Source organism: Aureimonas sp. Leaf324, assembly GCF_001423245.1.
Taxonomy (GTDB): domain Bacteria; phylum Pseudomonadota; class Alphaproteobacteria; order Rhizobiales; family Rhizobiaceae; genus Aureimonas.
This window is the reverse complement of sequence record NZ_LMOH01000023.1, coordinates 187304-208213: the sequence shown is the minus strand read 5'-3', so window position 1 is coordinate 208213 and position 20910 is coordinate 187304. Positions and strand designations below refer to the sequence as shown.

Sequence of the window (20910 nt, the reverse complement as noted above, 5' to 3'; positions counted from 1 at the left end):
TCAGATCATGTCCGCCACGCGGTCCCAGGCGCGGGACAGGTGGCGGGTCAGAATTTCGGACAGGGCAGGGCCGTCGCGCCGTTCGAGCGCGGCGATCATCTCCTCGTGCTCGGCGACCGCCGCCGCCCACTTGTCCGCGCCTTCGTGCGCGATAAAGCGAACGCGCTTCAGCCGCATCTGAAGTCCCGCGTGGACATGCGCCAGCGCCGCATTGCCCGTCAGCTCGACGATGCGGCTGTGGATTTCCTGGTTGAGCTTGTAATAGGCGAGGCGGTCGCCCGCCCGGTAGCGCTCGATCATCGCGTCGTGCGCACGGCGCACGGCGGCGATGCCCGCGTCGCTTCCGGCCTCGCAAGCGAGCCGGCCCGCCAGATGCTCCAGCTCGCGCAGGACGACGAGCATGTCGTGGACATCCTTGCGGTCGAACCGCCGCACCACCGCGCCGCGGCTCGGCACCAGTTCCACGAGGCCTTCGCTCGCCAGATACTTGATTGCCTCGCGAAGCGGCGTGCGCGAGACGCCGAGCTGCTCGCCGAGCTGACCCTCGTGCAGGCGCGAACCGGGCTCCAACGCTCCTTCGATGATCATGTCGCGCAACCGCCCGACGATCGTGTCGTGCAGCGAGGTGCGCGAGATGCGCCCGAGGTCCGGTCCGGCTGCGCCGTCGACCGAACGCGACGCTGACATCGTATCGCTCATCGATCCCTCCCTTCCGGACAGAATGCGGGCCACCGACGGCCTGTTCGGGCTCGTGGCGAATGCGTTCACACACATCACAAACACCTGAAATCGTCAAACGCGAATGCTGTATGCAGAATACAAAATGAAAAAGGCTTGATGCGTGCATGCGAATAGGGTAGCGCTATGGGCAAGCTTCATTCGGGAGGACTGGGAATGGCTTTTGCGACCAACGCGGCGGATCGTCCGATCGTGGCTCTGGCCATGGGTGACCCGGCCGGCATCAGCCCGGAGCTGGCCGCCATGCTGCTGGCCGATCCCGAGACAAACGAGCGCGCCCGCGTCGTCGTGTTCGGCGATCGCCGCATCCTCGATCGCGGTGCGGCCGAAGCCGGCGTGACGCTCGACCTCGGTGAAGCCAGCGACGTCGGCGCGATCGGCGACGGCTCACGCGCCGTGATGATCGATCTCAAGAATCTGGCGGTCGAGGACGTGCGCCGCGGCGAGGCGACACTGGAAGGCGGCACCTTCGCCACCGCCAATTTCCGCCGCGCTCTCGAGATGGCCCATGCCGGCCAGGCGGACGCCGTGATCTTCACGCCGTTCAACAAGCAGGCGATGCGCCACGCCTATCCCGGCTACGACGACGAGATCCGCTTCGTGGTCGACGTCACCGGTTTTGCCGGCAAGGTGCGCGAGTTCAACGTTCTGGAGAAGGTCTGGAACGCGCGCGTCACCTCGCACATCCCGCTGAAGGAGGTCTCGGACCACTTGTCGGTCGAGGCGATCCTCGCCGAGGTGAAGCTCACCCACGATTGCCTGAAGCAGTCGGGCATCGAGCGTCCGCGCATCGCGATCAATGGCCTGAACCCGCATGCCGGCGACGGCGGCGCCTTCGGCATGGAGGAGATCGAGATCATCGAGCCCGCCGTGCGGGCCGCCAAGGAGGCGGGCTACGAGGTGGACGGGCCGTTCCCGGCCGACACGGTGTTCCTGCGTGCCTTCAAGGACGGCTGGCACGCGGTGCTGACCATGTACCACGACCAGGGCCAGATCGCGATGAAGCTGATCGGCTTCGACAAGGGCGTGACCATGATGGGCGGCCTGCCGTTCCCGCTCTGCACGCCCGCCCACGGCACGGCCTACGACATCGCCGGCCAGGGCAAGGCCGATCTCGGCGCGACGCGCGAGGCCTTCCGTCTGGCCGTGCGCATGGCCAACCAGCGCCGCGCGCTGGCCGCCGCGGCCGAGTGAGCGCCGACGGCCGAGCCTTGAAGCGTCCGCATGCGTGAGGGAGGAGTGCGCGTGTCTGAAGGAGCCGGGCGAGAGCTCGACCGAACCAACTGGCCGATCGCGGCCGCGATGATCCAGTATCCAGGCACGTTGCCGGACGGCCGGACGACGCAGGACCAGTCCGCCGAGGAGTGGTCCGCGACGCTTGCCGACGTCGCCGACGCCGGTTTCACCGAGCTCGACCCGACCGACGGCTGGCTGCGCATCGCCGACCTCGAGCCCTCGCGTCTCGACGAGTTCATGGGCGTCGTCGCCTCGCACGGGCTGACGATCCCGGCGATCTCCACCGCGCGCAAGAACCTCATCGACCCGTCGCTCGGCGAGGCGCATCTGGCCTACGGCCACCGCGTTCTCGACACGGCCGCGAAGATCGGGGCGGGCGCCGTGTCCTTCGGCTTCTTCGGCCCGCTCACCGACGCGCAGAGACAAGCACTCTGGTTCTGGACGGTGGAGGGCGAGCGCAGCCCGACCGATGCCGGCACCTGGTCGCTTGCCGTCGAGCGGCTGCGCGATCTCGGCCGCCACGCGGCCGACCTCGGCCTCGAGATCTCGTTGGAGATGTACGAGGACACGCTGATCGGCACGGCCGACGGCGCGGTGCGCTTCGTCACCGACGTCGATCTCCCCAACGTGAAGATCAATGCCGACATCGGCAACCTGATCCGCCTCCATCGTCCGGTCGAGCACTGGCAGGTGATGATGGAGAAGATCGCGCCCTTCGCCGGCTTCTGGCACGTGAAGAACTACACGCGCATTGAGGACGAGACGACCGGGGCGATCATGACGGCGCCGGCGCCCCTCGAGTTCGGCACGATCAACTACCGCACCGCCATCCGCATGGCGCTCGCCCACGGCTTCCGCTCGCCGTTCCTCGTCGAGCACTACGGCGGCGACGGCCTGTCGGTCAGCGCCACCAATCGCGATTATCTTCGCCGCATCCTTCCGCGTCCGGAGACCACGGCATGACCCTCATTTACGACGAGCCCGAGCGTTTCGCCCAAAGCGCCCTCGAAGGCTTCTGCGACATCAACGCCCATCTCGTGCACCCCGTGCGCGGCGGCGCCGTGCGGGCGACTGAGACGCCCGAGGGCAAGGTCGCGCTGGTGATCGGCGGCGGCTCCGGCCACTACCCGGCCTTCGGCGGCTATGTCGGAATCGGCCTCGCCGACGCGACGGTCGCCGGCGACGTCTTCGCCTCGCCTTCGACGGAATCGGTGGCGCGCATCTGCCGGCAGGCCCATCGCGGCGGCGGCATCGTGCTGGGCTTCGGCAACTATGCCGGCGACGTCCTGAACTTCGGCGCGGCGGCGACGCGGCTGCGCGGGGAGGGGATCGACGTGCGCGTTCTCGCCGTCACCGACGACGTGGCGAGCGCGCCGAGGGAAACGCCCGAGCTTCGCCGGGGTGTCGCCGGCGACGTGCCGGTGTTCAAGATCGCGGGCGCGGCGGCGGAAGCCGGCATGACGCTCGACGAGGTCGAGCGTCTGGCAAGGCTCGCCAACGCGCGCACCCAGTCGTTCGGCATCGCCTTTTCCGGCTGCACCTTGCCGGGCGCCGACGCACCGCTCTTCACGGTCGAGACGGGTTCGGTCGCGGTCGGCCTCGGCATCCATGGCGAGCCGGGCATCCGCGACGAGACGGCGATGTCGGCGAAGGCCTTGGCCGACCTCCTCGTCGATCCGCTGCTCGCCGAGCGTCCCGCCGGCGCAAGTGGACGGGTCGCCGTGCTCCTCAACGGGCTTGGCGCCACGAAATACGAAGAGCTGTTCGTCCTCTGGACCCATGTCGCCCGCCGCCTCCGCGACGCAGGGCTGACCCTGGTCCAGCCCGAGGTCGGTGAGTTCGTCACCAGTCTCGACATGGCCGGCTGCTCGCTCACGATCACCTGGCTCGACCGGGAACTGGAGCCGCTTTGGCTGGCGCCCGCCCACGGTGCCGCCTTCCGGCGCGGCAATGTGGAGCCGCGCGCAGCCGCACCGAAGCCCGTGGAAGGAAACGCGGAAGCGCTGTCCTTCGCAGCGGCATCGGACGCGTCGCAGCAGGACGCGGCCAAGGCTTGCGCCATCGTCGAGCGGCTCGCCGCCGTGCTGGCGGACGCCGAGGAGGAACTCGGCCGCATCGACGCGGTGGCCGGCGACGGCGACCACGGTCAGGGCATGCGTCGCGGATCAGCCGCGGCTGCCGAGGGCGCCCGCAAGGCGCTGGCCGCAGGCGCGGGGGCGGGCTCGCTTCTCGCCCATGCCGGCGACCGCTGGGCGGACACGGCCGGCGGCACCTCCGGCGCGATCTGGGGACTTCTCCTGCGCGGCTTCGGCACGGCGCTCGGCGACGACGCTCCCGTGGACGCGGCCGCTGCGGCCCGCGCCGCCGCGGCCGGCCGGGACGCCGTCACCACGCTCGGACGCGCCCGGGTCGGAGACAAGACGCTGGTCGATGCGCTGGTGCCGTTCGTCGAGACGCTCGACGCCGAGGTGAAGGGCGGCGCGCGCCTTCGCGATGCCTGGAGCCGGGCCGCCGAGGCTGCGACGCGCGCCGCCGACGAGACAACCCGACTAACGCCCCGGCTCGGCCGCGCGCGCCCGCTCGCCGCCAAGAGCATCGGCCATCCCGATGCCGGCGCCGTCTCGCTGGCGCTCTGCGCCCGCACGGTCGGCGAGGTCCTCAAGGCCGGCTAGCCGGCTCTCCATTCCCCGGCCGGACGACCGGCCGGGTCCTCTTTTCTTCAACGATCCGTCTGGGAGGCATGATCCAATGAAGCTCTTCGCAACCACCGCCCTCGTCACGCTTGCTCTCGCCGCGCCGGCCATGGCGCAGTGGGCTCCGACCAAGCCGGTCGAGTTCATCGCGGCCGGCGGCGCCGGCGGCGGCACCGACCAGTTCGCGCGCCAGATCCAGGCGGCGATCGCCAAGGAGAACCTGTCGCCGACCAACGTCGTCGTCTCCAACAAGGGCGGCGGCTCGGGCGCCGAGGCGTTCATCTACGGCGCGGGCTCGGAGGGCGACGACCACAAGCTGATCCTCGGCACCTCCAACGAGTGGCAGCTGCCGCTCGTCACGCGCCTCGGCTACAAGTCCGAGGACCTGACGCCGGTCGCGACGCTTGCCGTCGACGAGTTCGTGGTCTGGGTGCAGGCCGACAGCCCCTACAAGACGATTACCGACCTCGTGGAAGCCGGTAAGGCTTCGCCGGGCAAGATCCGCTTCGGCGGTTCGCAGTCCAAGGACGTCGACCAGACGCTGGTCCGCCGCATCGAGGCCGCGACGGGGGCGAAGTTCCTCTACATCCCCTTCAAGTCGGGCTCCGAGGCCGCCGTGCAGCTCGCCGGCAACCATATCGACGCCAACACCAACAACCCGGCCGAGAATGTCGGCCAATGGCGCGCAGGGCAGGCGAAACCCCTCTGCGTGATGGCGGCCGAGCGGATGGCCGACACGACCAAGGTCACCGAGACCATGTCGTGGAACGACATCCCGACCTGCCGCGAGCAGGGCCTTGGCGTCGATGCCTACCAGATGCCGCGCACCGTCTTCGCTCCGGCCGACGTGCCCGCCGAGGCCGTCGCCTGGTACACCGATCTCCTGAAGAAGGTGTCCGCGACGCCGGAATTCCAGGCCTACCTGAAGAACACCTCGCAGACGGCCCGCTTCATGACCGGCGACGAGTTCAAGTCCTACATCGCCGCCGACGTCGAGCGCTCGCGCACGCAGTTCGAAGCGGACGGCTGGCTCGTCAACTAAGCCGATCGCCGGTGTTGCGGGCGGCCGGCCGACGGTCGCCCCGTTCGCCGGCCCGTTTCGCAAAAGGGGAGGACGCGCGATGGTCACCCGCCGTCACATCGAAGTCGCGACCGGCCTTTCGGCAACCCTTCTGGGTGTCGTCACGGCCTATGGCAGCCTGGAGAACGGCACCGGCTGGACGGACTTCGGTCCCTCCGCCGGCTATTTCCCGTTCCGCATCGGCATCATCCTGACGGTGCTCGGCCTCGTGATCGCCGTCAAATACGGCCTCACGGGGCGTCGTCGCGCGCCCGCCAACCTTGAGGCGCAGGCCGCGGGCGGCGCCGTCGCGCTGCACGAGCCGACCGGCCTCGACGAGCGCTTCCTCAAGGACGGGGCGCTCGGGCGCATCGCCTCGGTCTTTGTGCCGACAGCGATCTCCGCCGCGCTCATTCCGTGGCTCGGCGTCTATCTGTCCGGCGCGCTGTTCCTCGTCTTCTCGATGATGACGCTCGGCAAGGTCGGCGTCTTGAAGGCGACGGTAATCGCGGTCGCGACGATGGCCGTCTTCTTCGTCACCTTCGAGTTCTGGTTCCAGGTGCCGCTCGCCAAGGGCGTCGTCATGCCGCTGCTCGGCATCTATTGAGGAGATCGATCCATGGCTGACATCGCCAATCTCCTGCACGGCTTCTCCGTCGCCTTCTCGTTCTACCATGTCGCGCTCATCGTCATGGGCGTGCTGCTCGGCATCCTCGTCGGGGTGCTGCCGGGCCTCGGCGCGCCCAATGGCGTGACGCTGCTCCTGCCGCTGACCTTCACGATGGAGCCGGTCTCGGCGATCATCCTCCTGTCCTCGATGTACTGGGGCGCACTGTTCGGCGGATCGACGACCTCGATCCTCTTCAACATTCCCGGCGAGCCGTCGTCGGTGGCGACCACTTTCGACGGCTACCCGATGGCGAAGCAGGGCCGGGCGACCGAAGCGCTGTCGACCGCCTTCTTCTCGGCCGGCATCGGCGCGCTGACCGGCGTCATCGTCATCACGCTTCTGGCCGGCTGGATCGCCGAGTTCGCGCTGCGCTTCTCGAGCCCCGAGTTCTTCGCGATCTACCTTCTGGCCTTCTGCTCCTTCATCGGGCTCGGCGGCGGCGATCCGATCAAGGCGGCCGTGTCGCTGCTCGCAGGTCTCGCGTTCGCGACGGTCGGCATGGACACGGTGTCGGGCGAGCTTCGTCTCACCTTCGGCTGGCCGGACCTCCTGCGCGGCATCTCCTTCCTCGTCGCCGTGATCGGTCTCTTCGGCATCGGCGAGCTCCTGCTCACCGTGCAGGAAGAGCTGAAGTTCAAGGGCGTCTCGTCCAAGATCGAGGTGCGCGAGATCTTCCGGGCGCTCGCCCGTCTGCCGCACTACTGGGTGACCTTCCTCCGCTCCGCCGCCGTCGGCGTGTGGATGGGCATCACGCCCGGCGGACCAACGGCCGCGTCCTTCATGAGCTACGGCCTCGGTCGCCGCTTCGGCAAGTATGGCCGGAACTTCGGCAAGGGCGAGCCGGAAGGCGTCATCGCGCCGGAAGTCGCCGACCATTCGGCCGGCACCTCGGCGCTCCTGCCGATGCTGGCGCTCGGCGTGCCTGGCTCGGCGACGGCGGCCGTCATGATGGGCGGCCTGATGATCTGGGGCCTCCAGCCCGGCCCGCTTCTCTTCGTCGAGCAGCCGGACTTCGTCTGGGGCCTCATCGCCTCGATGTACCTGTCCAACATCATCGCCGTGGTGCTGGTGCTCGCCACCGTGCCGCTCTTCGCCTCGATCCTGCGCATTCCCTTCGGCATCATCGGGCCGATCATCATCGTGGTCTGCCTGATCGGCGCCTACACGGTGGCGAACGCCGAGTTCGACGTGATGATGGCGGTGGCCTTCGGCATCGTCGGCTACGTCTTCAAGCGGCTGGACTACCCGATCGCGCCGCTGGTTCTGGCCATGGTGCTCGGCGACAAGGCCGAGGACGCGTTCCGCCAGTCGATGCTCTATTCCGGCGGATCGCTGTCGATCTTCTGGTCGAACGGGCTGGTCGGCACCCTGATGGCGCTGGCGCTCCTGCTTCTCGCCTGGCCACTGGTCTCGAAGGCGATCCAGATGATCAGGCCGGCACACGCCGCCTGACCGGCCGAAGACGTCGCACAAACGAAAAGGGGCGCCGATCCGGCGCCCCTTTTGTTATCAGGCGGCCAGTTCGCGAGGCCGCTTGGCGTCGAAGGCGGCGGCGATCAGCGTGCGGGTGTAGTCCTCGCGCGGGGCGGAGAAGATGTCCTCCGTCGCGCCTTCCTCGACCAGCTTGCCGTCCTTCATGACAAGGATGTGGTCCGAGATCGCCCGGATCACCGCGAGATCGTGGCTGATGAAGACGTAGGACAGGCCGTGCTCTCGCTGGAGCTTGCGCAGAAGCTCGACGATCTGCACCTGCACCGAGCGGTCGAGCGCCGAGGTCGGCTCGTCCAGCACCACGACCTTCGGCTTCAGGATCATCGCGCGCGCGATCGCGATGCGCTGGCGCTGCCCGCCCGAGAACTCGTGCGGGTAGCGGTTGCGCGCTTCCGGTGGCAGGCCGACCTCCTCGAGCGCGGCGGCCGCACGGCGCGAGCGATCCGTGGCCGACAGTGCCGGCTCGTGAACTAGCAGGCCCTCGGTGACGATCTCGCCGACCGTGAGGCGCGGGCTGAGCGAGCCGAACGGGTCCTGGAACATCAGCTGAAGCTCGCGCCGCAGCGGGCGCATGCGCCGCCGGTCGAAGACGGTGATGTCCTGGCCCTCGAAGCGGTATCGCCCGTCGCTCGGCAGGAGGCGCAGGATGGCGCGGCCCAGCGTCGACTTGCCAGACCCCGATTCCCCGACGACGCCGATCGTCTGGCCGCTCTTCAGGGCCAGCGAGACGTGGTCGACGGCGCGGAACGTGTCGGGCCCTTTCGAGAAGAGACCCTTCGATCCCCGCAGGTCGTAGTCGACGACGACGTCCTGCGCCGACAGGACGAGCGGCGCGCCCTCGGGCACCGGCGGCTTGCCGCCCTGAGGTTCGGCGGCGAGCAGCATCCTAGTGTAGTCGTGCCGGGGCGAGGAGAAGATCGCCTCCGTCGGCCCTTCCTCGACCACCTCGCCGCGACGCATGACGACGACCCGGCCGGCGAAATGCCGGACGACGCCGAGATCGTGGGTGATGAGGAGGATCGCCATGCCGAGACGCTTCTGGAGATCGGCGAGAAGCTTCAGGATCTGCGCCTGCACCGTCACGTCGAGCGCGGTCGTCGGCTCGTCGGCGATCAGCAGCTCGGGATCGTTGGCGAGCGCCATGGCGATCATCACGCGCTGGCGCTGGCCGCCGGAGAGCTCGTGCGGGAAGCTGTCGATGCGCCGCTCGGGCTCGGGGATGCCGACGAGGCGCAGGAGTTCGAGCACCCGCGCCCGCACGGCCGAGCCGCGCTTGCCCGAATGGTGGCGGATCACCTCGCCGATCTGCTTGCCCACGGGATAGAGCGGGTCGAGCGAGGTCATCGGCTCCTGGAAGATCATCGAGATCTTGGCGCCGCGATAGCGGTTGAGCTGGCGGGCAGGGAGCCCGAGGATCTCCTCCCCGCGATAGCGCGCCGAGCCCGAGGCTCGACCGTTGGCGGCCAGAAGCCCCATCACCGCCATCATGGTCTGGCTCTTGCCGGACCCCGATTCGCCGACGACCGCCAGCGTTTCGCCGGGCGCGACCTCGAAGGACACGCCCTTCACGGCATCGAGTTGGCCGTCCTCGGTGTCGAAGGCGACGCGAAGGTCGCGGATGGAAAGCACCGTCTCGGCCATGTCAGCGGTCCCTCGGATCGAAGGCGTCGCGCAACCCGTCGCCGATGAAGTTGAGCGCGAAGAGCGTCACGCAAAAGAGCACCGCCGGAAAGAGCAGGAGCCAGGGGGCCGCCTGGATGGTCTGCGCCCCGTCCGAGATCAACGCGCCCCAGCTCGTCAGCGGCGCCTGAACGCCGAGGCCGAGGAAGGACAGGAAGCTTTCCAAGAGGATCACCTTCGGCACCACGATGGTGACGAAGACGACCACGGGGCCGATCGTGTTGGGCACGATGTGGCGCCGCACGATCTGCCGGTCGGTGAGGCCCATGGCCTCCGCCGCGGCGACGAACTCGCGCCGCTTGATGGTGAGCGTCTGGCCCCGCACGATGCGCGCCATATCCAGCCACTCCACGAGGCCGATCGCCACGAAGATCAGGACGAAGGACCGCCCGAAGAAGGCGACCAGCATGATCACCATGAAGACGAAGGGCAGCGAGTAGAGGATCTCGACGAGACGCATCATCAGGTTGTCGACGCGCCCGCCGACATAGCCCGACACCGCGCCGTAGGTGACGCCGATGACCAGCGACACGAGACTGGCGAGAACGCCGATCACGAGCGAGATCTGCCCGCCCACCATCGTGCGGACCATGAGATCGCGCCCGTTGCCGTCGGTGCCGAACGGAAAATACTGCTGCCCGACGGTGCCGGACACGACGAGCTCCCGCCCGTCGTCGCGCGTTTCCGTCACTTCCGCCGCGGTGCCCAGCTGGCCGGACCGGTCGAAGTAGCGCAGGACGCGCGGGTCGATCGACTCGTCCGAGCGGATCGTCGCACGGTATCGCCCGTCCTCGACGTCGAAGGCGGCGAGCGTGACGCGTGCCCGCTCGGCGACGCTTTCCACCGCGCTCTGGAGGTTTTCCTCCCGCGGCCACGCCTCGAGCGAGGGCGGCACCGAGACGTAGGACTGGAACACCTGATCGTAGCGATGATCGGTGAATTGCGGCCCGAGGAACGAGAACAGCGCGACGAGGATCAGGATCACGAAGCCGGCCATAGCAGCGCGGTTCCGGCGCAGGCGCAGCAGCGCCAGCTGGAACAGCGAGCGGCCACGAACGTCCTGCGGCGCCACGGGCAGGTCGCCGGGCAGCGGGCCGGGATCGGGCGTGGTGGAGGCGAGGTCAGTCATGGCGGATCCTCGGGTCGAGGAAGGCATAGAGAAGGTCGACCAGCAGGTTGAAGGCGATGATGAAGACCGAGATCAGCACCACCGTGCCCATCACGAGCGTGTAGTCGCGGTTCAGCGCCCCTTCCACGAAGTAGCGGCCGACGCCGGGGATGGTGAACAGCGTCTCGACCACGGTCGAACCGGTGAGGAGCGCCGCGCAGCAGGGCGCGAGATAGGTCACGGCCGGCAGCATCGCGCCGCGCATCGCATGGGTGACGACGACCGAGCGCCAGGGCAGACCGTAGGCTTTCGCGGTGCGCACGTGGTCGGTGCGCATCGCCTCGATCATCGAGCCGCGCGTCAGGCGCGCGAAGACGGCGAGTTGCGGCAGGCCGAGCGCGATCACCGGCAGGACGAGGTTGCGGAACGAGCCGTCTCCCCAGCCGCCGGCCGGAATCAGCGACAGGATGATCGCGAAGACGAGGGTGAGCACCGGGCCGATCACGAAGTTCGGCACCGTGATGCCGACGGTGGCGACGCCCATCACGAGATAGTCGACCCAGCCGTTCTGGCGCAGCGCGGCGACGACGCCGGCGATCGTGCCCCCGATCACGGCGAAGGCGAGCGCCCAGAGGCCGAGCGTCACCGAATAGGGCAGGGCCTGCAGGATCAGTTCGGCGACCGAATAGTCGCGATAGACGAAGCTCGGTCCGAAATCGCCGCGAACCGCGTTGGAGAGGTAGGTCCAGTACTGGACCACCAGCGGCTGGTCGAGTCGGTAGGTGGCCATGAGATTGGCCATGGTCGAGGGCGGCAGCGGGCGTTCGAGGTTGAACGGGCCGCCGGGGGCCATGCGCATCAGGAAAAAGGACAGGGTGACGACGATGAACAGCGTCGGCACCGCGCTGAGGAGGCGGCCGAAGACGAAACGGGTCATGGAAAGGGCTCTCGGGACGGAGGGACGGCGCCAGAGCGCCGCCCGTCGGACCGCCGGTTAGCGGTTGACCGAGAGGTACTTCGACAGGTGCTCGTCGGCGACGTTGTCGCCCCAGCCGGACACCTTGTCGGACACCAGCCACAGCGAGGCGGAGTTCAGGAGCGGGACGATCGGCTGTTCCTTGAGGATCAGCGTCTCGGCCTGATGCAGGAGCTCGGCGCGCTTGGCGGGGTCCTTCTCCTCGTAGGAGGCGGCCACGAGGCGGTCGTATTCGGGGTTCGACCACTTCGAATAGTTGAACGTCTTGTTGCCGGTGGTCGTCAGCGCCAGGAAGTTCTCGGCGTCGGCATAGTCGGCGACCCAGCCGGCGCGCGCCACGTTGAACGTGCCGCCCTCCTGCAGGTAGGCGTAGTGCGAGGCAACGTCGGAGTTCTGCAGCGTGACGTTGGCGCCGAACTGGGTGCGCCACATGTCGGCGATCGCGGTCGCCACGCGCTCGTGGTTGGTGTTGGTGTTGTAGCGGATCGAGATGTCGAGCGGCTTGCCGCCCTCGCCGTAGCCCGCGTCCTTCAGGAGGCGCAGCGCCTCGTCCTCGCGGTCGAGCTGGTCCATCGAGGCATAGGTCGGCTCGCTCGGCTTCTCGTAGCCGGGAATGCCGGGCGGCACGAAGGAGAGGGCGGGCAGGCGGGCGCCCTGGAAGATCTCCTTCGACAGGAAGTCGCGGTCGATCGCCATCGACAGGGCGTTGCGCACGTTCACGTCGTCGAACGGCGCGGTGCGCGTGTCGAAGGCGTAGTACTCGGTCGAGAGCTTGGGCGTCACGCGGACCTGATCGCCGAATTCCTTCTTCAGGAACTCCAGCTGGTCGGCGGCGAAGTCGAACGTCATGTCGATCTCGCCGGCCTGGAAGCGGCGCTGGGCGGCGGCCGCGTCGTCGATCGGATAGAAGATCACCTCGTTCAGCTTCACGTTCGCCGCGTCCCAGTAGTCCGGGTTCTTGGAGACGGTGATGTGGTCGTTGGTGACCTGCTCGGTGAGCTTGAAGGCGCCGTTCGAGACCATCACGCCCGGACGCACGAAGTTGTCGCCCTGCGCCTGGACGGTCGCGGGGTGGACGGGCAGGCCGGTCTGGTGGGCCAGAAGCTCGATGAAGAACGGCGTCGGCCGCTCCAGCGTGATCTCGAGCGTCTTGTCGTCGACGGCGCGCACGCCGATCTGGTCGAGCGGCACCTCGCCCTTGTTCGCCTTCTCGACGTTCTTGATCGGGTAGAGGATGTTGGCGTAGGGCGCGGCGGTCTTCGGGTCCTGGATGCGGCGCATCGAGAAGACGAAATCACCGGCCGTCACCGGATCGCCGTTCGACCACTTCGCGGCGTCGCGGATCTTGAACGTGTAGACCGTGCCGTCGTCCGACACCTGCCAGCTTTCCGCCGCGCCCGGCACGATCTTGCCGTTCGGGTCGTAGATCGTCAGGCCCTCGTAGAGATCCTTCAGCACGAAGGCCTCGATGTTCACCGAGGTGCGCGCCTGGTCCAGCGTCTGCGGCTCGCCCGCGTTGCCCCGGTGCAGCGTCTGGGCGAGTGCCGGACCTGCCAGAAGGGTCGAGGTGAAGAGGGCGGCGCCGATGAGCGCGTGGATCGGGCGAAGGGTCATCAGGTGACGTCTCCATGTCTGTTGGTCGCCGGGAGTCCGCAATGCTGCAGACTCGACCGGTCGAGCGGAAGGCATGGTTGAAGCATGGGGCGGGAACGATAAGCAAGCGGGACGATATACGGGGCCGGCGCGGCGATCCGTCTTGGCGGACGGCGCCACAACCGTCCGTTCTGCGCGGGCCGCGCGCGTTCCACTTCCGATCGTTGGGATTGTCTTCCGCAATACTTTCAGAGCCCGGCGATCGACCTCAGACGCCTCGCGGCGCTCGCGCAGGTTTGAAGTGACGGGGCGCGCACGACCGGGCCCTGTCCGTTGCCGGCGATGCCCGCTACATATCGACCGATCCCTCCCATGCCTCCGATCCCGCCGGCCATGGGCCTGCCCGGAGTGCGCGTGCGTCAGTTCCAGCTCCTGTCCGCGATGCCCGCCTGGTGCCGCACGATCCTGCCGCTCGTGCCGGGCGTCGCCATCCTGATCGCGGTCGTGTCGATGCTCGACCGGGGGCAGGTGCTCGATCGGCTCGGCCAGGCCGATCCCCTCGTCTTCGCGCTCGCGGTGCTTTCGGTCCAGCCGCAGATCGTCCTGTCGGCGCTGCGTTGGCGCTTCACTTCCCGACGCCTCGGCCAGCAGCTTCCGGCGCGCCGGGCGATCGGTGAATATTATCTGGCGAGCCTCCTGAACCAGGTCCTGCCCGGCGGCGTCGCCGGGGACGCGGTGCGAGTGGTGCGCGCGGCGCGCGAGGGCGAGGGCGATCGCTGGACCGGCCGTGCGGGGCAGGCGGTGGTGCTCGATCGCCTGTCGGGGCAGCTCGTGCTCTTCACCGCCGCCGGCATCGGCCTTCTCGCGGCGCCCTTCGTCTTCGGGGTCACCCCGCCGGGGGGCGCGGGACTTCTGGTTCTCCTCGCGGCCGTCGCCGGTCTCGTCGTGGTCGGCTGGGTGGTGCTGCGCCTCCTCGGAGACCGGGCGGCGCGGTTTCGCCGCGCGTTCGGGCCGCTGCTCGCCGAGGTCTTCGTCCGGCGCAGGGCCTGGGCCATCCAGGGCGCCTTGTCGCTGGCCGTGGTCCTCTCCTATCTCGCGACCTTCGCGCTCGCCGCAAGCGCCGTCGGTGCGCCGCTCGGGCTCGCCGGCACGCTGCTCCTCGTCCCGCTCGTGCTCCTTTCGATGCTCCTGCCCGTCTCGGTCGGCGGGTGGGGACTGCGCGAGGCCGCCGCCGCCGCGATCCTGCCGATCGCCGGCATCACAGCCGGCGGGGCCTTTGCCGCCAGCGTGATCTACGGCATCGCCTCGCTGGTGGGGGCGCTGCCGGGACTGCTGCTTCTCGCGCGCCACGCCATCGGCGGGCGCAGGCGCGCCGCCGCCTGACGCAGGCGGCCGTCAGGTCTTCGGCAGGGCAAGGACGTCTGAGTGCCCGACATGGCAGTGGGCGGGATGGGCGCTGCGCGCCGCCTGCCAGGCGTCGATCCGTCGCGCCTCGACGCGTCCGGTCTCCCGGACGGCCGCCACGAAGCCCTCCCGAAGCGCCGCCTCCAGCGCACGCTGACCGTCATCGAGCCGCCAGGGACTCGGCGCGAGGCGAACCTCGTAGCCGCGTCGCTCGAAGGCGGCGCGCAGCGCCTCGGCGGCCTGCGGCCCGAGCGCCGGCCCCAGACCCTTGTCGGTCGTCTGGTGTGCGTTGAAGGCCGCCAGCATCGCGTCGTCGCCGTCGACCGGCGGCTCCCAGCGGTTCACGCCGTCGTAGTTCAAAGCCGCGTAGAGGCCGATCCCGCGTTCCGTCAGGAGATCGGCGACGCGCTCCACGAGGTCCTGCGAGGCGAGATCGAAGAGTGCCGAGGCCGTGACGAGGCGCGCATCCGCCACCACGACCGGGTCGAGATGGCCGAGGTCGGCCTCCATCCGCTCGACATGCGCGAACCCGCCGAGACGCGAGACGGCGGCTTCCAGAAGCCGCGGATCGTGGTCGACGAGGCGCCAGCGCGTCGGACCCTCCGGCCCGAAGGCGCGCAGCGTCGAGCCGGTGCCCGAGCCGAGATCGACGGCGAGCGGCGAAGGCCCGCCGGCACGCAGGAACTGGCGTGCCGCCTCGAGTAAGGCGGGGTCGCGCGCGGCGTGGTCGGCGGGCTCGCGGAAGTCCAGCCAAGTCGTATCGAAACCGCTCATCGTACGGCCTCCAGAGCGTCGGAGAGGATCTGGGCGGATGCGCCCCAGGTCGGCAGCGCGGCGGCGGCTGTGCGGGCCCCCTCCGCCATGCGCCGGCGTTCGGCGGGATCGCGAAGCAGGGCTCCGAGCGCCCGCGCGAACCCGGCCGCGTCGCCCGGCTCGACGATGGTGCCCGCCGAGGCCGGAACCACCTCCGACACCGCGCCGCCATCGCAGCCGACGACGGGAAGCCCGTGCGCCATCGCTTCGGCGAACGCCATGCCGTAGCCCTCGAAGCGCGAGGGCAGGGCGAAGATGTCGGCGGCGCGATACTCCGCCCCGACATCCCGGACGGGGCCGACAACTGTGATCCGCCGCTCCAGTCCGGCGTCGGCGATTTGCGTCTTCAGTGCGCGCGCGGTCGCGGGATCGGCGGTCTCGCTCCCCACGATGCGGCAGCGCCAGGGAAGCTCCGTCAGCCCGGCCAGCGCCTCGACGAGAAGCGCATGGTCCTTGCGTGGGATCAGCGAGCCCACCGACAGGATCGTCGGCATGCGCGACGGCGAGCGGGAAGGCGGCGACGTCGGCTGTTCGGTGCCGGGCGGGGCGACGGCCACGTGGGTGCCGACACCGAACCCGATCGACAGAAGCCGCGCCGTGGTCCGGCTGGTCGCGACGACGGCGCGGGCATGCGCGAGCGCCTCGCGTTCGCTCGATCGCAGGGCTTCGGCGACCGGGGGAGACAGGACGTCCTCCAGCGCGAGGGGATGGTGGACGAGGGCCGCAAGACGCAGCCGGCGTCCCTCGCGTCGCGCGACATCGGGAAGCGCGCCGAAGGCGAGCCCGTCGACCATGACAAGCGCGTCGTCCGGCAGGGCTGCGAAGGCTGCGGCGGCCGCCGCCATGTCCGCGTGCCCCGGCATCGGAAACGAGGCCGGGAGCGGCATGACGTCGACCTGCCAGCCGAGCGCCCGCAGCTCCGCGATCATGCGCCGGTCGTAGCCGTAGCCGCCGCTCGGCGCGTCGAGGTCGCCCGGAATCGCGAAGACGAGATGGCGCGACGGGCTCGCGCTCAAAGGTCTCCCTCGTACCAGGCGCGCGCCACGTGGCTCTCGTGCAGCGTCACGCGGATGCGCTCGATGCGCCCGCTGCCCGGCCCGAAGGCGCCGTCGCGGATGCGCGCGGCGAGCGCGTCGAAGACGTGGCGGGCGAGGACCTCGGTGGTGGTGACGCGGCCGCGGAAGACCTCGAGTTCGTCGAGGTTCTGGTAGTTCAGCGGGGCGAGGACCTCCTTCAGGACGGTGATCGCAAGACCCATGTCGACGCCGAGGCCGTCCGCGTCGACGTCGCGCGTGAAGAAGGCGGCGTCCACCTCGAAGGTCGCGCCGTGCATGCCCTGCGCCGGGCCGAAAACGGCGCGCGGCAGGCTGTGGGCGATCATGATGTGGTCACGGACTTCGACGGCGTACATCGGCGGGCCTTTGATCGGGGAGGAAGATGAGGGGACGGGCGCGGCCTTACGGCGCGTAGCGGATGCGGTGGCAGAGCGTATCGGGATCGGACAGGATGGCGGCGTAGTCGCGGTCGAGGTGCCCGAAGGCGCTTTCCCCGGAGAACATGCGATCGAGAAGCGGATCGGCGAGGAGGCGTAGCGCCGTGTCGAGACGTCGCCCGGTGGTCCAGCGGGCCTGGCGCTCCGCCGGAACGCGTCCGACCTGCGAGGATACGAGGCGCAGCCGCCGGGAATGGAACGCACCGCCGAGCGGGACCGCGACGTCTTGTCGCCCGAACCAGCTGGCTTCCACGACCCGCGCCTCAAGGCCCGCGCACTCGAGCGCCGCCGACAGGCCCTCCGGCCGCCCGGATGCGTGGACGACGACGTCCCGGTCCCCCGGAAGCTCACCCGGCGGGACGAGATCGCAGCCCCAGCCCGCGAGCGCCCGGCGGCGGGCGGCGTTCGGATCGGCCAGCGTCACCTCGACGCCCGGAATGCGCGCCGAGAGGTAGGCGACGAGGCACCCGATCAGGCCGGCCCCGACCACGGCGACCCGGTCGCCCGGCGCGACGGCGGCGTCCCAGACGATGTTGAGCGCGGTCTCCATGAACGGCGCGAGCACCGCCCGTTCCGGCGGGACGCCATGCGGCACCATCCGGAAGGCCGCGGCGGGTGCCGTTAATCGCTCCTGATGGGGGTGAAGGCAGAACACCACGCGGTCGACCGGAGCATCGTCTCCATCCTCGACGATGCCGACGACGCTGTAGCCGTATTTCACCGGAAACGGAAACGCGCCTTCCTGGAGCGGCGCGCGCATGCGCTCGTATTCCTCCTCCGGCACTCGGCCTTCGAAGACCAGCCGCTCGGTTCCGCGGCTGATCGCGCCGAACCGGCTGCGCACCCGCCACTCCCCAGGCCCGGGCGCCGGGGCGACGCTTCGACGCAGAACCGCTTGGCCAGGCGCCTCGATCCAGAGGGCCCGACGTTCCGTTTCGCCTCGAATGTTTGTCGACTCAATGGTTTGCCGGGCAACGATGACCGTGTCTCCGCTTGCGTTGCCAGTCGTGGGGTTACCCTTCGAACGGCTCTCATCACGTGCTTGTTCGCGACCCAATCTGGATAAAAAGCAGGCGTCGTCTAGCTGTCATTCGAGAGCGACCCGGCACCACGACGCCGCGCGATCGCCCGTTTCCGTGGGTTTCGAGGAGTAGCAGGCGATGAGCGAGGGCAGTTCCGACATCCTCTTTCGGGATGAAACCGACTCGGAGTTCGCCAAGGTGAACACGGAACGTGCGGTTTCAGAGCTTCGCTACGGGCGCTCGATTCTCTTGCACTCCGGCGCGGCCGAACATGCCGTGCTGTCGATCGACGCGGCCGCCACCGGCGACGTCGACCGCTTCTTCGGCGACGCGCCGGACGAGGTCGGCCTCTACCTCAGCGCGCATCGTGCGCGGGCGCTCGGGATTTCCACGATCGGCCCCGTCTGCCTGACGACCGGCACCGCCGATCTCTCCGAACTGTCGCGGATCGCCTTCGGGGCGGAGACCCGTTTTCCCGGCGACTGGCGGCCGGCGTCCGAACTCGCCTGCCTCAACGATCTCGCGCGGCTCGCGCTGTTGCTTCCGGCCTTCCTGGTGCGGCCGGCGCGCGCCGACGACCGGATCGGTGGGCGCTGCCTGTCGGTCGCGGACGCCGAGGTGCGCGCGGCCCTCGTCGAGGAAACCCGCTTCACGGAGATCGTCCGCACGGCGGTTCCGCTGCGCGACATCTCGGACTGCCGCTTCGTGGTGTTTCGCGGCGGCCTCGCGCAGCGCGACCAGCTCGCCATCATGGTGGGCGAGCCGGACCTGTCGCGGCCGGTGCCCGTACGCATTCACTCGTCCTGCATCACGGGCGACCTCTTCGGTTCCCTGAAGTGCGACTGTGGCGACCAGCTCCGCAATGGGTTGCAGCTGATCGCACAGCGCGGCGGCGGCGTTCTCCTCTACCTCGATCAGGAGGGCCGCGGCACGGGGCTTGCCGCCAAGATGCGCGCCTACGGCCTGCAGCACGAGGGTTTTGACACGATCGACGCCGATGCGCAGATCGGCTTCGAGCCGGACGGGCGTCGCTACGGCGCGGCCGTCGCGATGCTTCGCTCGCTCGGCATCGGCTCGGTCGAGCTGATGACCAACAACCCGACCAAGATCGCCGCTCTCCAGTCGGCCGGCATCGAGGTTCAGGCCCGCACGGCCGTCCTCGGCACCGTGACCGCCGAGAACCAGGGCTACCTCGTCACCAAGGCGCGGCGCGCCGGCCACCTTCTCGACTGGCCGGCGATCGCGGCCAAGCTCGGCTGAAACGCATGCGCTTCGACCCGATCCATCTTCCGGCACGGGCCGGAGCGCGCTTTCCCGCTGCGACACGCGCCGACGTGCCGAGCCTGCCGGGCGCCTGCACGACGCTCGCCGCGACCGCGCTTCTCCTGACCGTCGCCGCCAGCCTTCTCGTCTCGCATGCGGGGCTCGGCTGGCAGACGCTGCCGCTGTCGCTGGCGCTGTTCCTGCCGACGGCCGGTTTCGTGGTCTGGCGCCTCGACGACCATCGGCACGCCCGCTTCGGTCCCGCCAACATCGTGACCACGGCTCGCGGCGGCATGGCGGCCGTGATCGGCGCCTGCGCCTGGGAATACGGGCGGTTGACCGCGACCGACAGCGCCCTGCAGTGGCTGCTCGTCGGGTCGGCGCTCTTCGCGCTGGCGCTCGACGGCATCGACGGGTTCCTGGCGCGCCGGTCCGGGCTCGCCTCGCCGTTCGGCGAACGGTTCGACATGGAGGTCGACGCCTTTCTGATCCTGATCCTGTGCGTTCTGGCGCTCGCCTGCGACAAGGCGGGTGTTTACGTGCTGGCGATCGGGCTGATGCGGTACGCGTTTCTCGGATGGGCGGCTCTCGACCCGAGGCTCGCCCGGCCGCTGGCTCCTTCGATGCGGCGCAAGACCGTCTGCGTTCTCCAGATCGGGCTCCTCTGCGTCGCCCTTCTACCGCCCGTGTCGTCGCCCGTTTCGGACGCATTGGCGGTTCTGGCGCTCGGCCTTCTCACCTGGTCGTTCGCGATCGACATCCGCGCGCTCCTGAGCCGCCCGGCATGAGGCGGCTTCTCCAGCGGGCGGGCGTCGATCCCGCGACCCTCGGCCTGTGGCGCTCGATCGTCGTCTACAACGGCCAGCCCTGGCGTCGGCGCGGGATCGACCGGTTCCTGTCCGCGCTGATCCGTCCGGGCGACCTCGCCTTCGACATCGGCGCCCATGTCGGCAGCCGCGCCCTCGCGCTGGCGCGCGCCGGGGCGCAGGTCGTCGCCTTCGAGCCGCAGCCCCTGTTCGGCGACTATCTCGCCCGCCGCCTCGACCCGGCGCGGATCCGGCTCGACCGCCGCGCGGTCGGCCGCGAGCCGGGCCATGCGACGCTCGCGGTCTCGGCCTATCACCCGACGGTTTCGACGCTCTCCAACGACTGGCGCGACCGCGTGGCGACGGACGACGGGTTTCGGCATGTCGAGTGGGATGGCCGCGTCTCGGTCGAGGTGACGACGCTCGACCATCTGATCGAGGAGTATGGCGAGCCCGCCTTCTGCAAGATCGACGTCGAGGGCCACGAGGCCGAGGTGCTCGCCGGCCTGTCGCGACCGCTGCGCTGCATCGCTTTCGAATACACGCCCGCGACGCTGGACCTTGCCGCCCAGTGCATTGATCGGCTGGCCTCGCTCGGCCGCTACGAGTTCAACCTCGTGATCGGCGAGGACGCGCACTTCCGACTGCCTTCGTGGATGCCGGTCGAAGCGTTCGGCGCGCGTCTGACGGAGGAAGCCGCCCGCAATCGCCGCTCGGGCGACGTCTACGCCCGCCTCGCGGAGAGCGCGGCTTGAAACGGAACGATCGGCGAAATGTGGGGGACGCGGCGTTCGAGCCTGGGAAGGGGCGCCTGCGCACAGGGCTGCGGGTCGGTTTCGGCCTTGGCCTCCTTCTCGTCGTCTGC

Annotated in this window: 19 protein-coding genes; 10 read left to right on the top strand and 9 right to left on the bottom strand. The window is 69.5% G+C overall.

Translation table 11 applies throughout. From position 1 onward, the window contains the following. On the bottom strand, nucleotides 1-687 hold the full coding sequence (locus ASF65_RS13250) for a GntR family transcriptional regulator (protein WP_244486695.1): 687 nt from the start codon (nucleotides 685-687) through the stop codon (nucleotides 1-3). 207 nt (nucleotides 688-894) lie between these two features. Between ASF65_RS13250 and ASF65_RS13245 the strand changes: the two genes are divergently transcribed. The 6 genes from ASF65_RS13245 (at nucleotide 895) to ASF65_RS13220 (ending at nucleotide 7849) form a co-directional block, all read left to right on the top strand. Then, the gene (locus ASF65_RS13245) at nucleotides 895-1932 is read left to right on the top strand and encodes a 4-hydroxythreonine-4-phosphate dehydrogenase PdxA (RefSeq protein WP_055890035.1); all 1038 of its coding nucleotides are present in this window, start codon (nucleotides 895-897) and stop codon (nucleotides 1930-1932) included. Between the two features lie 108 nt (nucleotides 1933-2040). Continuing rightward, complete coding sequence (locus ASF65_RS13240; protein WP_244486693.1) at nucleotides 2041-2937, top strand: sugar phosphate isomerase/epimerase family protein; 897 nt, start codon at nucleotides 2041-2043, stop codon at nucleotides 2935-2937. Beyond that, nucleotides 2934-4646, top strand: a complete 1713-nt coding sequence (locus tag ASF65_RS13235) for a dihydroxyacetone kinase family protein (protein ID WP_055890031.1) — start codon at nucleotides 2934-2936, stop codon at nucleotides 4644-4646. The genes ASF65_RS13240 and ASF65_RS13235 overlap by 4 nt, the downstream gene beginning before the upstream one ends. Nucleotides 4647-4722: 76 nt before the next feature. Next, the gene (locus ASF65_RS13230) at nucleotides 4723-5709 is read left to right on the top strand and encodes a tripartite tricarboxylate transporter substrate-binding protein (RefSeq protein ID WP_055890029.1); all 987 of its coding nucleotides are present in this window, start codon (nucleotides 4723-4725) and stop codon (nucleotides 5707-5709) included. Between the two features lie 79 nt (nucleotides 5710-5788). Beyond that, nucleotides 5789-6334: a tripartite tricarboxylate transporter TctB family protein gene (locus ASF65_RS13225; RefSeq protein WP_055890027.1), complete on the top strand. Its 546-nt coding sequence runs from the start codon at nucleotides 5789-5791 to the stop codon at nucleotides 6332-6334. A gap of 12 nt (nucleotides 6335-6346) precedes the next feature. Further along, a complete protein-coding gene (locus tag ASF65_RS13220; RefSeq protein ID WP_055890026.1) occupies nucleotides 6347-7849 on the top strand; it encodes a tripartite tricarboxylate transporter permease in 1503 nt (500 codons plus the stop codon). Between the two features lie 57 nt (nucleotides 7850-7906). On the opposite strand, the gene ASF65_RS13215 is transcribed toward ASF65_RS13220, so the two are convergent. Genes ASF65_RS13215 through ASF65_RS13200 form a run of 4 tightly spaced genes read right to left on the bottom strand, consistent with a single transcriptional unit; the run spans nucleotide 7907 to nucleotide 13266 of the window. Continuing rightward, nucleotides 7907-9529 carry an ABC transporter ATP-binding protein gene (locus ASF65_RS13215; protein ID WP_055890023.1) on the bottom strand — a complete coding sequence of 541 codons (1623 nt, stop codon included), beginning with the start codon at nucleotides 9527-9529 and terminating at the stop codon, nucleotides 7907-7909. A gap of 1 nt (nucleotide 9530) precedes the next feature. After that, entirely contained in the window at nucleotides 9531-10697 is a 1167-nt protein-coding gene (locus ASF65_RS13210) for an ABC transporter permease subunit (protein WP_055890021.1), read from the bottom strand. After that, the gene (oppB, locus tag ASF65_RS13205) at nucleotides 10690-11613 is read right to left on the bottom strand and encodes an oligopeptide ABC transporter permease OppB (protein WP_055890018.1); all 924 of its coding nucleotides are present in this window, start codon (nucleotides 11611-11613) and stop codon (nucleotides 10690-10692) included. Before oppB ends, ASF65_RS13210 begins: the two co-directional genes overlap by 8 nt. 57 nt (nucleotides 11614-11670) lie before the next feature. Further along, entirely contained in the window at nucleotides 11671-13266 is a 1596-nt protein-coding gene (locus ASF65_RS13200) for a peptide ABC transporter substrate-binding protein (RefSeq protein WP_055890016.1), read from the bottom strand. 351 nt (nucleotides 13267-13617) lie between these two features. Here ASF65_RS13200 and ASF65_RS13195 point away from each other — a divergent pair, with 351 nt between their 5' ends. Beyond that, nucleotides 13618-14628 carry a lysylphosphatidylglycerol synthase transmembrane domain-containing protein gene (locus ASF65_RS13195; protein ID WP_055890014.1) on the top strand — a complete coding sequence of 337 codons (1011 nt, stop codon included), beginning with the start codon at nucleotides 13618-13620 and terminating at the stop codon, nucleotides 14626-14628. A 12-nt stretch (nucleotides 14629-14640) separates the two neighbouring features. Here the strand turns inward: ASF65_RS13195 and ASF65_RS13190 are convergent, their stop codons facing one another. Genes ASF65_RS13190 through ASF65_RS13175 form a run of 4 tightly spaced genes read right to left on the bottom strand, consistent with a single transcriptional unit; the run spans nucleotide 14641 to nucleotide 17798 of the window. After that, on the bottom strand, nucleotides 14641-15423 hold the full coding sequence (locus tag ASF65_RS13190; RefSeq protein ID WP_055890012.1) for a hypothetical protein: 783 nt from the start codon (nucleotides 15421-15423) through the stop codon (nucleotides 14641-14643). Next, nucleotides 15420-16478 carry a glycosyltransferase family 4 protein gene (locus ASF65_RS13185; RefSeq protein WP_055890010.1) on the bottom strand — a complete coding sequence of 353 codons (1059 nt, stop codon included), beginning with the start codon at nucleotides 16476-16478 and terminating at the stop codon, nucleotides 15420-15422. Before ASF65_RS13185 ends, ASF65_RS13190 begins: the two co-directional genes overlap by 4 nt. Then, the gene (locus ASF65_RS13180) at nucleotides 16475-16873 is read right to left on the bottom strand and encodes a 6-carboxytetrahydropterin synthase (protein ID WP_055890008.1); all 399 of its coding nucleotides are present in this window, start codon (nucleotides 16871-16873) and stop codon (nucleotides 16475-16477) included. Before ASF65_RS13180 ends, ASF65_RS13185 begins: the two co-directional genes overlap by 4 nt. Before the next feature lie 46 nt (nucleotides 16874-16919). After that, on the bottom strand, nucleotides 16920-17798 hold the full coding sequence (locus tag ASF65_RS13175; protein ID WP_244486652.1) for a zinc-binding alcohol dehydrogenase: 879 nt from the start codon (nucleotides 17796-17798) through the stop codon (nucleotides 16920-16922). Nucleotides 17799-18114: 316 nt separating this feature from the next. Here ASF65_RS13175 and ribA point away from each other — a divergent pair, with 316 nt between their 5' ends. The 3 genes from ribA to ASF65_RS13160 are packed head-to-tail and all read left to right on the top strand — an operon-like array spanning nucleotide 18115 to nucleotide 20800. Beyond that, the gene (ribA, locus tag ASF65_RS13170; protein WP_055890006.1) at nucleotides 18115-19236 is read left to right on the top strand and encodes a GTP cyclohydrolase II RibA; all 1122 of its coding nucleotides are present in this window, start codon (nucleotides 18115-18117) and stop codon (nucleotides 19234-19236) included. A 5-nt stretch (nucleotides 19237-19241) separates the two neighbouring features. Then, entirely contained in the window at nucleotides 19242-20027 is a 786-nt protein-coding gene (locus tag ASF65_RS13165; RefSeq protein WP_055890004.1) for a CDP-alcohol phosphatidyltransferase family protein, read from the top strand. Beyond that, a complete protein-coding gene (locus tag ASF65_RS13160; RefSeq protein WP_055890002.1) occupies nucleotides 20024-20800 on the top strand; it encodes an FkbM family methyltransferase in 777 nt (258 codons plus the stop codon). The genes ASF65_RS13165 and ASF65_RS13160 overlap by 4 nt, the downstream gene beginning before the upstream one ends. Nucleotides 20801-20910: the final 110 nt, after the last annotated feature.

Excerpts from the sequence above, each read along its gene's own strand:
- oppB (WP_055890018.1), bottom strand. The coding sequence starts at position 11,613 with ATGACCCGTTTCGTCTTCGGCCGCCTCCTCAGCGCGGTGCCGACGCTG.
- ASF65_RS13165 (WP_055890004.1), top strand. The coding sequence starts at position 19,242 with ATGCGCTTCGACCCGATCCATCTTCCGGCACGGGCCGGAGCGCGCTTT.
- ASF65_RS13200 (WP_055890016.1), bottom strand. The coding sequence starts at position 13,266 with ATGACCCTTCGCCCGATCCACGCGCTCATCGGCGCCGCCCTCTTCACC.
- ASF65_RS13230 (WP_055890029.1), top strand. The coding sequence starts at position 4,723 with ATGAAGCTCTTCGCAACCACCGCCCTCGTCACGCTTGCTCTCGCCGCG.
- ribA (WP_055890006.1), top strand. The coding sequence starts at position 18,115 with ATGAGCGAGGGCAGTTCCGACATCCTCTTTCGGGATGAAACCGACTCG.
- ASF65_RS13225 (WP_055890027.1), top strand. The coding sequence starts at position 5,789 with ATGGTCACCCGCCGTCACATCGAAGTCGCGACCGGCCTTTCGGCAACC.
- ASF65_RS13190 (WP_055890012.1), bottom strand. The coding sequence starts at position 15,423 with ATGAGCGGTTTCGATACGACTTGGCTGGACTTCCGCGAGCCCGCCGAC.
- ASF65_RS13215 (WP_055890023.1), bottom strand. The coding sequence starts at position 9,529 with ATGGCCGAGACGGTGCTTTCCATCCGCGACCTTCGCGTCGCCTTCGAC.
- ASF65_RS13220 (WP_055890026.1), top strand. The coding sequence starts at position 6,347 with ATGGCTGACATCGCCAATCTCCTGCACGGCTTCTCCGTCGCCTTCTCG.
- ASF65_RS13210 (WP_055890021.1), bottom strand. The coding sequence starts at position 10,697 with ATGACTGACCTCGCCTCCACCACGCCCGATCCCGGCCCGCTGCCCGGC.
- ASF65_RS13180 (WP_055890008.1), bottom strand. The coding sequence starts at position 16,873 with ATGTACGCCGTCGAAGTCCGTGACCACATCATGATCGCCCACAGCCTG.
- ASF65_RS13235 (WP_055890031.1), top strand. The coding sequence starts at position 2,934 with ATGACCCTCATTTACGACGAGCCCGAGCGTTTCGCCCAAAGCGCCCTC.
- ASF65_RS13250 (WP_244486695.1), bottom strand. The coding sequence starts at position 687 with ATGTCAGCGTCGCGTTCGGTCGACGGCGCAGCCGGACCGGACCTCGGG.
- ASF65_RS13245 (WP_055890035.1), top strand. The coding sequence starts at position 895 with ATGGCTTTTGCGACCAACGCGGCGGATCGTCCGATCGTGGCTCTGGCC.
- ASF65_RS13195 (WP_055890014.1), top strand. The coding sequence starts at position 13,618 with ATGCCTCCGATCCCGCCGGCCATGGGCCTGCCCGGAGTGCGCGTGCGT.
- ASF65_RS13160 (WP_055890002.1), top strand. The coding sequence starts at position 20,024 with ATGAGGCGGCTTCTCCAGCGGGCGGGCGTCGATCCCGCGACCCTCGGC.
- ASF65_RS13240 (WP_244486693.1), top strand. The coding sequence starts at position 2,041 with ATGATCCAGTATCCAGGCACGTTGCCGGACGGCCGGACGACGCAGGAC.